At 38.6% G+C, this 9,564-nt stretch carries 11 protein-coding genes and 1 pseudogene; 2 read left to right on the top strand and 10 right to left on the bottom strand.

All coding sequences use genetic code 11. From position 1 onward, the window contains the following. Window positions 1–170: 170 nt before the first annotated feature. The gene (locus K737_RS12050) at window positions 171–332 is read left to right on the top strand and encodes a transposase (protein ID WP_081731170.1); all 162 of its coding nucleotides are present in this window, start codon (window positions 171–173) and stop codon (window positions 330–332) included. 487 nt (window positions 333–819) lie between these two features. On the opposite strand, the gene ftsZ is transcribed toward K737_RS12050, so the two are convergent. The 10 genes and pseudogenes from ftsZ to K737_RS04190 all read right to left on the bottom strand — a co-directional run bounded on the left by ftsZ (window position 820) and on the right by K737_RS04190 (window position 8,800). Next, on the bottom strand, window positions 820–2,304 hold the full coding sequence (gene ftsZ, locus K737_RS04225) for a cell division protein FtsZ (protein WP_006296043.1): 1,485 nt from the start codon (window positions 2,302–2,304) through the stop codon (window positions 820–822). A 45-nt stretch (window positions 2,305–2,349) separates the two neighbouring features. Next, window positions 2,350–3,597 carry a cell division protein FtsA gene (gene ftsA / locus K737_RS04220; RefSeq protein ID WP_006296042.1) on the bottom strand — a complete coding sequence of 416 codons (1,248 nt, stop codon included), beginning with the start codon at window positions 3,595–3,597 and terminating at the stop codon, window positions 2,350–2,352. After that, window positions 3,584–4,399, bottom strand: a complete 816-nt coding sequence (locus K737_RS04215; protein ID WP_006296040.1) for a cell division protein FtsQ/DivIB — start codon at window positions 4,397–4,399, stop codon at window positions 3,584–3,586. The genes ftsA and K737_RS04215 overlap by 14 nt, the downstream gene beginning before the upstream one ends. A gap of 374 nt (window positions 4,400–4,773) precedes the next feature. Then, window positions 4,774–4,905: pseudogene (locus K737_RS12045) on the bottom strand (IS630 family transposase); the annotation flags it as partial. 78 nt (window positions 4,906–4,983) lie between these two features. Beyond that, window positions 4,984–5,130: a hypothetical protein gene (locus K737_RS11160; protein ID WP_235075693.1), complete on the bottom strand. Its 147-nt coding sequence runs from the start codon at window positions 5,128–5,130 to the stop codon at window positions 4,984–4,986. Between the two features lie 275 nt (window positions 5,131–5,405). Continuing rightward, window positions 5,406–5,543 (bottom strand): IS630 transposase-related protein, encoded by a 138-nt coding sequence (locus K737_RS08150; protein ID WP_006294717.1) that lies wholly within the window; start codon window positions 5,541–5,543, stop codon window positions 5,406–5,408. Window positions 5,544–5,569: 26 nt separating this feature from the next. Then, window positions 5,570–5,797, bottom strand: coding sequence for a hypothetical protein (locus K737_RS04205; protein WP_006294714.1), 228 nt, complete (start codon window positions 5,795–5,797; stop codon window positions 5,570–5,572). A gap of 53 nt (window positions 5,798–5,850) precedes the next feature. Further along, window positions 5,851–6,270, bottom strand: a complete 420-nt coding sequence (locus K737_RS04200; protein WP_006294712.1) for a GNAT family N-acetyltransferase — start codon at window positions 6,268–6,270, stop codon at window positions 5,851–5,853. Beyond that, window positions 6,267–8,018 carry an ABC transporter ATP-binding protein gene (locus tag K737_RS04195; protein ID WP_006294704.1) on the bottom strand — a complete coding sequence of 584 codons (1,752 nt, stop codon included), beginning with the start codon at window positions 8,016–8,018 and terminating at the stop codon, window positions 6,267–6,269. Before K737_RS04195 ends, K737_RS04200 begins: the two co-directional genes overlap by 4 nt. An 8-nt stretch (window positions 8,019–8,026) precedes the next feature. Then, the gene (locus K737_RS04190) at window positions 8,027–8,800 is read right to left on the bottom strand and encodes an SDR family NAD(P)-dependent oxidoreductase (RefSeq protein ID WP_006294702.1); all 774 of its coding nucleotides are present in this window, start codon (window positions 8,798–8,800) and stop codon (window positions 8,027–8,029) included. 412 nt (window positions 8,801–9,212) lie between these two features. Here K737_RS04190 and K737_RS10555 point away from each other — a divergent pair, with 412 nt between their 5' ends. After that, window positions 9,213–9,416, top strand: coding sequence for a helix-turn-helix domain-containing protein (locus K737_RS10555; protein ID WP_235075691.1), 204 nt, complete (start codon window positions 9,213–9,215; stop codon window positions 9,414–9,416). The last annotated feature ends 148 nt before the right edge of the window (window positions 9,417–9,564 follow it).

Here is a 9,564-nt window from a genome sequence, read left to right as displayed (position 1 = left end):
GCAAACACACGATCACTTGAAATGCTAGAGGGAACACTGCGTATTTTTGCGGCACTTCACGTTAATAAAACTTTGAAAATCAATCATGCTATCTTTGGTTAAAAGCCTCGTTAGATGGATCTTGTGCTACGAAGGTATTCGAAACGTAGGGAGAACATTTAACAAAAGAGCTGAAGCCAGGTCAGGGTGTAGTTATAGATACTGCTGCCTTTAACCGATCACAGAAAACTAAAGATTTAACTGAATCTGTTGGGTATAAAGTGATTTTTTTACCTCCATATTCCCCTGATTTAAATCCAATTGAAAAGTTCTTGGCCACTATGAAACGATAAATTAAATGCAAAATAAATGCATTTAATAAACTTTATGATGCTTTTTCTTCATTCTTCCAAATTCCACCTTCAGGCTAAATGAATATAAGGGGGCGCTTTTATATGGCCAACATCTATCATCAGCCCCTCATAGTCGGGGATCAGCACTCAGTTTTTCTAAAAAATTTCTGTGCGTTTTTTTCTAATCTCCATAACCAGGAGGAAGATCCCGCTAAGGAGATCTGCGTTCTTAAAATCCACAAAACAGCGTTTAACGATTGTCGCTTGCTTTTCCCTCTCCTTTCTTCCTGGTAGATAATGCTTTAGTATTTTCCAGGATTTTTCTGATATGTCGTGTCTTTTGTGCGATAACGTCATCTTTTTTAAAAAATAAAATTATCATAGTTTACTTATGAGGACACCATCTAGATAGCTTTTCCATTTTTATGAAAAAAAGCTATCTATTTCATCCCATCAATTTAAAAACTCCAAGATCATCTTAATATTTTTAATATTTATCTGACTTTCCTTTGCTTGCTTTTCTTAAAAAAGCTGGAATTGTCAAATCTTCCCCGTCTTGTTGTTCTACACCATTAGCGTCTAGATTTTCTTTTACGTAAGGGATCTGATCTTCAACGCGACGAGAAAAAAATTTTTTAAATCTTGAGACTCTTTTTTCAGAAGGAGCGCTTTTAAAAGAAAAATCTTGAGCCGATCCATAAGAATCTTCCGGAGGATCTTCGCGCAATCCAGAAAATGAAGAAAATCGTTCAGAATCAAAATTAAAATCTCCGTGGCGTCTTCCCAAAGCGGGAATATCTGCAAGTTTTTGATCGAAAAAATCTTCTATACCAGAGCCTGATTCTTCGTCTGGACGCTCTATAGAAGGAGCGCTCTTTTTTTCTTCCTCTTTTTCCTCTGCCAAAGGTACAGAAGGAGTAACTTTTGAACCTGCAACCTCTGTGCGCTTAATTCCTGTTGCCACAACAGAAATTTGAAGCTCTCCCTTTGGAAGTGTGTTATCAAAAGTAGCACCAAAAATAATATTTGAAGGCTGAAATTGATCGAAGGTATCGTCTTCAATTTGAGAACGAATAAAATGTAACGCCGCATCAATTTCTGTTAGCGTCATATCTTCCCCACCAGACACTTGTACCATAGCAGCTTTTGCATGACGAATATGCTCTGTCTCTAACAAAAAGCAAGAAATAGCTGCTTCTGCTGCACGCATAGCACGATCCTCACCCCCAGCACGCCCAGTCCCCATCATGGCGTCTCCTTTTTCTCCTTCTCCGCTGTCTGCATCTCGTAAAATAGCCACAATGTCTGCAAAGTCCAGATTGACCAATCCAGGCTTTTCCATAAGACTGATAAACATGTCTACCCCATCTCGCAGCACTTTATCTGCCCAGGCAAAAGCTTGAATGAAAGACGTTTCTACTCCTGCGAGTCGAAAAAGCTTTTGATTGGGAAGAACGAGCAGTGTATCAACACTGCTTCTTAATTTGATTATTCCTTCTTCTGCAACTGTCATTCTTCTGTGCCCTTCAAAAAAGAATGGCTTTGTCACAACGGCAACAGTCAAAATACCGCGATCTTTTGCTGCTTTTGCCAAAATAGGTGCTGCCCCCGTTCCGGTTCCCCCCCCCATTCCTGCGGTAACAAATAGCATATCTACCCCATCTAACCGTTCAATAACTGTCTCCAGACTAGCCTCTGCTGCAATACGACCAATTTCCGGACGAGCGCCTGCTCCAAGTCCCTTTGTTACCTCAAACCCCAACTGAATACGATTTTCTGGACAAACCAAAGAGTTGCTTAACGCTTGCTGATCTGTGTTACAAGAAAGAAACTCTACACCAAGATGACGGTTTTGTGCATCTTCTTTAAATTCTAAATTTTTTTCTCGAAGCATAGAATTAACTGCGTTTCCTCCTGCTCCTCCAATTCCCATAACAACAATTTTAGGACCAATCTTTACCTTTTCGAACATTTCCACGACTTTTTTCCTCCCTTTTTTGTATAAACTGTATTTTATCTATTTCTTAAACAATGCATTTAACCTGCTCCAAAAAGATTTAGAGCGGTAACTTGGAATAAATGAAGACAGAGCAGAACGTTGAAAATCATTAAAAGCTTCTTGATAAAAAAAAGTTCCACTAACTGCAGAAAATTCACCACATATTCTAGGCGCTTGTTTTAATGGATAAGACTTTGCGATACGCACAGGGCGTTCTAAAACCTGAGCTACCAATTCCCGTATACCTGGCAATTGACTCCCCCCCCCTGTAAGTACGATACGCTGACAAGAAAAAGGGTGCGTTGCATGCATTTCATCCATTTTTGTTTTCATCATACGGCAAATTTCTTCTGAACGCGCTTGAATAATATTGATTAAAAAAGAACGAGCAGTCTGCCCTAAGGTGTCTCCCCCCCCTAAAGATGCCATCGGTATCATCTCTTTATGATCATTCAATGTGGGAAGTGCAGCACCGTACAAAACTTTAATGCGTTCTGCATGCTGAATAGGAGTCTCACAGCCCCTTGCAATGTCTTGTGTAATGTGGTCTCCTCCTAATTTAACAATTTTAGATCCCACCAATCGCCCTTGAAAGAAAAACCCCATCCCTGTAGATTGAGCTCCCATATCAACAACTGTTGCTCCTAATTCTTGCTCATCAGGAGTTAAACAAGCAAGGCCACTGCTATAAAGTCCCAACAACAGTCCAGAAATTTGAATCTGGCACCGTTTCAAACACTCTACTAAGGTATTAAATCTTCCTTTGTGCACCCACACTACATGACAGTAGCACATCAAATTTGCCCCAGACATTCCTCGAGGATCCTTAATGCGGTCTTGATCATCTACACAAAACTCTAAAGGAATAAAGTGTAAAGGAAGATGATCTTGGTGACGAGATAAAAATCTGCTCCACAAGTGATCTAGCAATTTTTGAGTAACCACCCCCTCATAAATTGGAGATTTGAGCACATGATAATCGGAATAGAAAAAATGACCATTTAACGTTACAACCGCTTGATGAATTTGTACGTTAGATTGACGTTCTGCTTCATAAATAGCCGAAGTTATTTGAGATTCTAATGCCCCTACATCTACTAAATTTCCTCCCTCAATTCCTTTGGATGCTGCATGCCCAGCACCGATAATTTTGATTTCTTCTTCTTTTTCCCACGCCCCTGTCCAGCAACAAAATTTACTGGATCCAAGATCGATTCCTGTTATAAAACGGCCCGCTAACAAACTAGGCATATTAAACTTTTTCATTTTTTTCCTTTTTAGCCCGTTGTTCTATAAAAGATGGAGGACCATCTTTATCAAATTCCATAAGCACTGAGTCTCCTGAACGCAAATCAACTATCTTAACGTTTTTAGGAATTCGGTGACGCAATGCTAAAAATCTCTGTAATCCAAAACTTACATCCCCTTCTGGCAATTTCACACACAATTTGTGATCTACGTATACATCCCAACGCCCAGATCGTAAAAAAACTGCTTCATGGATACTGTGAATACGCAGTAATGACAATGCCCTTTGTAAATCTAAAACGTTCGATGGTGCATACGCCCCCACTATCTTTAACAGTTTATTCCACTTAGAAAGATTTTCAAAAGAAACAGAAAGAATCACTGCACCTTCTTTATCAATTAAATAATTTTTCTTATCTGGAGCGCTCCAAACTGCTATAGGTTCCTTTTCGCACAATCGGACATAGACACGATTTGGAAAAATTCTTTCTACTACTGCAGAGCGAACCCAAGGCATACGCTCAAGATCGTTTAATATCCTTGGCAAATTTAGACCAAAAATAGATTGTTTAGGTGTTAAATTTAACACACGTCTTATTTCCAAAAGCTCTGCACGTTTTCGTCCTTCTATAAAGATTTCCTCTATTTTAAATCCTCCTAAGCATAATAATCTGCCTATATCATTAGGAAAATTCCACCCGTATATTGCGCCACTTATTCCTAACACAATCCACAATGTAATCTTAACGGTAAAAGAAAACCGTCGACATTCCGAAATCACGTGAAATTTAAAACAATACACCTGTTTAAAGAATGCCATTTTATTGCCATTTATACAAGAGTTGTTTAAAAAAATCTGAAGGTTTTCTTAAAAAAACATTGAAAAACAGAAAAATCATAAAATGATTTCAAGTGAATTGCTGTAAACCTTACCAATTATAAGTTTGTAAGGGGCATTTACAAAATGACCAGAACGTTCTAATGAAGAACTGATTATTTGATCGTTAATTAACGAACTCTTATTTATCCTACACCGAAAAAGAAAAAACGGTGCGATTAGAAATTTCAGGAAACGTTCGTTAAGAAATTTTTTAATTTACAATACGATGTTTTTACTAATACGATATTTTTACTATAGCAATTTAGGTTGAATTAGGTGTTTTAAAGAACCTCGAAATACCCTCGAATAGAGCGTTAAAATAGTATATTGTATTCAATCCCCCTCTTCATATTAGCCCAAAATTTCTCTATTGGATTCAAATCAGGAGGTAGAAAAATTATACTGCATTTTACAGATTCTATTAATTCTGTACTTCTCTTGGATTTATGAAAAGAGGCGTAATAACACCTTGATCAGGCTTTAGTTCATTGATCAGAAATTTTTCTACCCAAGTCCGTTAAAAACTATTGGCGCTGTCGGTTTGTTATTAACCAAACAGGCATACTATTTGTTCTTTGATACCATTTTTTCCCCTTTTTGCCAATTAACTTTTCACTTTTTCTTCTCCAGCCTTCTGTACTTGCACATAGCCATATCAATGCCGCTTTCATCACTATATACAAAACTTGGATAACGCCATATCTTTGATCGATTCTTGATACTGACTTCACTTTTCTTTGCGTGCTTCTAAGTGCGAAAAGTCTTTTTTTTAAGCTATAGGCTAATATTTTTAACCAGAAACTGATTGTACCCCAAATGCTGGAGTAGCTTTTTTCAAGGTCATATCTTGGGTTTCTTTGACGTACACTTCAAGCTTTTCTAAGTCAATCTTTTTTTTGATCCACCACGCCTCTTAGGAAAATACCTGCCTTCTTGTCTGTATTTTCTATGCCAATTTTCTATGCCACATGCCTATCGCTGATACACTTATTTTAAATAGGTGCGATGCTTCAATATACCCGCCACCCTCATCTAAATATTCTATTCCCCTTTGTCTTAAATCGTTGCTGTAGCTCTTTATCATTTTCCTTTTATTGCGCCTAATTCAACCTAATTTAAATGTGTTAGTGGTGCCGGCACAGTTTCTTTGATTAATGCGGACAATTTTTGTTCTCGGTCAGCTGCATCTTTATCACGTAAATAAATGCGTAAAATCAGCGGATGGTTTTGATTTTCTAGCTGAATTTTAATGTTGAGATTAACACATCCACCAGAAACCAATTCACTGGAGGTAAGTTTTTTATCAAGATAAGCAAGGACCACCATTTTCTCTACCATGCCTTCTGGCAGATGCTACGTGATACTTGTTTTTTTACAATCAACTTTAAACATTACAAGCTCCGCTTTAAAAAGATGCAGCTAGAACCGCGCGTATATCCTGTCCTTTCAGAATCACTTACGTATCCGAGTTTTTCGTAGAATACTTTAGTGCACTGAAAACTCATCGTCGTAACCGTTGCCATAGAACATCCTGACCTGCGGCCATAATCATGAACAGCTTCCATCAATTTGTGGCCCAAACCTCTCTTGCGATGATCGGGATGTACCCACAATTGATCGGTATAAATGCTACCGAAAATCACACTGCCATTGCAGCCTGCAATAATTTGGTTCTTCTTATCTCGCATAAAGAATAAAAAGGGATGGGCTTTGCCGCATTCAGGTGTTTCTTGATTGATTTTTTGCGTTAGAAAATCGATGTCTTCACTTGCAGGTGTGGATGTGTATTGAATATTTACTGGAGATTTCATGCCTCCTCCGTTTTTTCATCACCCAAAAAGCCTCCAACTTGGGCATCCCACAAGTGTTTATAAAGCCCTGCTTTTGAAAGAAGCTCACTGTGAGTGCCATCCTCGTTGATCTTGCCTTTGTCAAAAACCAGGATGCGATCCATATGAAGTAAGGTCGATAAACGGTGAGCAATGACGATCGTGGTTTTATTTTGCATCAGCTCCCACAAAGATTCTTGGATCAAGCTTTCAGTAACAGAATCAAGTTGGCTCGTTGCTTCATCCAGAATAAGAATAGGTGCGTTTTTGAGAATTGCTCTGGCAATTGCAATACGTTGACGCTGTCCACCAGAAAGTTTGACGCCTCGTTCACCAACAAGCGAGTCATAACCTTGCGGCAAAGTGGAAATAAACTCATGAGCGTGGGCTTTTTTAGCAGCTTCAATTACTTCTTCATCGGTGCTATCTGCTCGGCCGTAGCGAATATTTTCCATTAAGCTTCTGTGGAACAATGATGGATCTTGGGGAATCATAGCGATATTTTCTCGTAAAGAGTCTTGGGTTACATCCCTAATATCTTGGCCATCAATCACAATGGCGCCATCCGTCACATCATAAAGGCGGAGGATCAAATTGACGAATGTTGACTTGCCGCCACCGGAATAGCCTACAAGGCCAACTTTTTGACCAGCATTAATTTCGATGGATTTATTCTCAAAAAGAGGCTCAGTGCCCTTGTAATGGAATTTGACTTGATCAAAAGCTATTTTGCCTTGTCTGCAATTTAAGGCCGTGGCGTTTGTTTTATCTGAATGCGTAATCTCGCTTGTTTCTAGCAAAGCTATTGCCTGATCGACTGCGCCCCAATTAGCTATAAAATCCCTTAGCATATGTGAGAGTTGAAAGAGTGTGTTAATGATATTAAAATTTATCATAATCACAAGCGCAAAATCACCTGGTGTTACAACGCCTTTCTGATAACCAAAAATAAGAGCAGCTAGAAAAAATAGTGCATAAAGTGATGTGAGCATGCCCAAAAAACCATACAACCAGGTATGATAAAAACCACCTTTTTCAGCTATATCAACAAAAGGTTTTTGCAGTTTGGAAAATCGCCCTTGTTCAAAAGTTCTGGCGGCAAAAAGTTTCACGCTCATCATATTGCCAAGATAGTCTGCAGCCAGGCCAATTATTTTAGATTTTTCCTCTGCATACTCCTTATTGAGCCTCATGCTTTTTTTCATGGAAACCATGGTAATCACAAAAAATAAGAAAACCCAAGCTCCCATACTTAAGGCAAAAATAGGTGCAACTGAGGCAAGCAGTCCTAATGAGATCAGTATTAAGAGTATGAAATACATAAACGGGTTAATGATCGTAAAAATCAGATGCGGCAAATGTTGGAATGCATCATTTATTTTCGATGTCAAAGAGCCAGAAAGCTGATTTTGAAAAAAGCTATACGGATATTCATATAGCTTCGTCATAAAGTGTTCCGCTACATTTAATCGAAACTTAGCTGTATATTTTGTGATGCAATAATCGCTCATCGTCCATACACTCACCAACATAAATTGAAGTAAGGCATAGAATGTGAATACAACCCATAGATTTCCTTGCTCAGCTCCCGAGACAATATCAATAAACAGCTTAACTAAAAGCGGCTTTAAGGTATTATCAACGGTGATTAAGCACATGGCTAAAAAGATGCCAACCACATACTTTTTATAGGGCCCTATATTTGCGATGATGAATTTAAGTACGCGCATAGAATTTATTACAACCCCCAGGATGTTCCAAAAGATTTGCCGCCATCAACAGTAATGCATGCTCTTGTTATATAAGACGAATGTGCATTTGATGCGAGCAACAACAAAGCACCATCCAAATCTTGTGGAGTTGCAACAAACCCCATAGGGATCTTCCCAGCAAATTCTTGTCGTTGTTGATCTGTGCCCAATTTGTGATCTGTCATAGGGGTATGAAAAAGACTAGGGGCTATAGAATTGATTCTGATCTTATATTTTGATAACTCAGTCACAAAAGATTTTGCCATATGAATCACAGCCGCTTTAGAGGTTGCATAAGCCGTTGCTTCTTTATAAGGGAAGGCATCTCCATTTACGCTGCCGATATTAATAATTGACCCATGAATGCCATGGTTCTTCATATAATTTTTTACTGCTTTGGTGACATACCACACACCCATCAGGTTCGTTTGGATAATGGACTCAAAATTATTCTGATCATCTTCTTCAAAAATAGGAGTAAGAATAGCAATCCTGGCATTATTTACACAGATATCAATCTTCTCACCATCCTTTTCTAACTCAGCAAAACAACTTTTTACGGATTGCTGATCTGATACATCCATCTGGATAGTTTTAGCGTTATTAAGCTTAAGCGCCAAGTCGTTCAACTTATCAAACCTGCGAGCGACCAAGATCACACGTGCGCCTACACTAGATAGAGAGCGGGCAAATTGTTCCCCAAGACCATTGGAAGCTCCTGTAATTAATGCTGTTTTACCTTTTAGATCAAATAGCTGCATGTTCAATTTTCCGCCAGATGACAAAATTATGAGATTCTCACAGCTTTATCTTGACATAAAACTATATTTTGTGAAACTATAATATGTGCAATAATGTTATGATTAATCTCTTTTTTAAAAACACCCTATTTTATGTAGAGAAATACATGTAAGATAACGCCACAAAAGACTACCCAATCCCTGTGCTAGAGAGTCAAAGTTTTACTTTTGCTCAGGCCTTTTACGTGGAAGCGCATCACGGACAGAGCCTTGGAGGCTGTTGGCCTAACGCATACCCAGTATGTCTTTATGGGGACACTGTTTGAGCTAGAAAAGCATCAAGACAAGGCGACACAAAATGATTTGGCGAAGCTCACCAATTCTGATGTCACCATGACATCGCAAATCCTGCGTACTCTACAAAAACGTGGGCTTGTTTTTCCGCGCGCAAATAGAAGGTGATGAGCGGGCAAAATACTCCAGTCTATCACCTGCTGGTAAGAAGCTCGTCAAAAAAGCGGATGAAATTATGAAAACAAATGAGAAAGAGTATTTTGCTCCAGTGGAAAAAGATATGGAACAGTTTTTGACTTGCCTGAAGATTTTAACACGCGTTAAAGAAATTAACATTCTATGAAAATCACTTTCATCCCATTAGCTAAATCACATTTTCCACTGTTACTGAAGTGGCTGGAAGCGCCGCACATTAAAGTGTGGTGGGATCAGGATGTGACGTATGCGCTGGATTTTGTTCATGAGAAATATAGCTCATACGTCAAAAGCTA

It is taken from the genome of Holospora undulata HU1 (genome assembly GCF_000388175.3).
GTDB lineage: Bacteria > Pseudomonadota > Alphaproteobacteria > Holosporales > Holosporaceae > Holospora > Holospora undulata_A.
The sequence above is the reverse complement of the archived record's forward strand: the minus strand, read 5'-3'. Positions and strand labels throughout refer to the sequence as shown.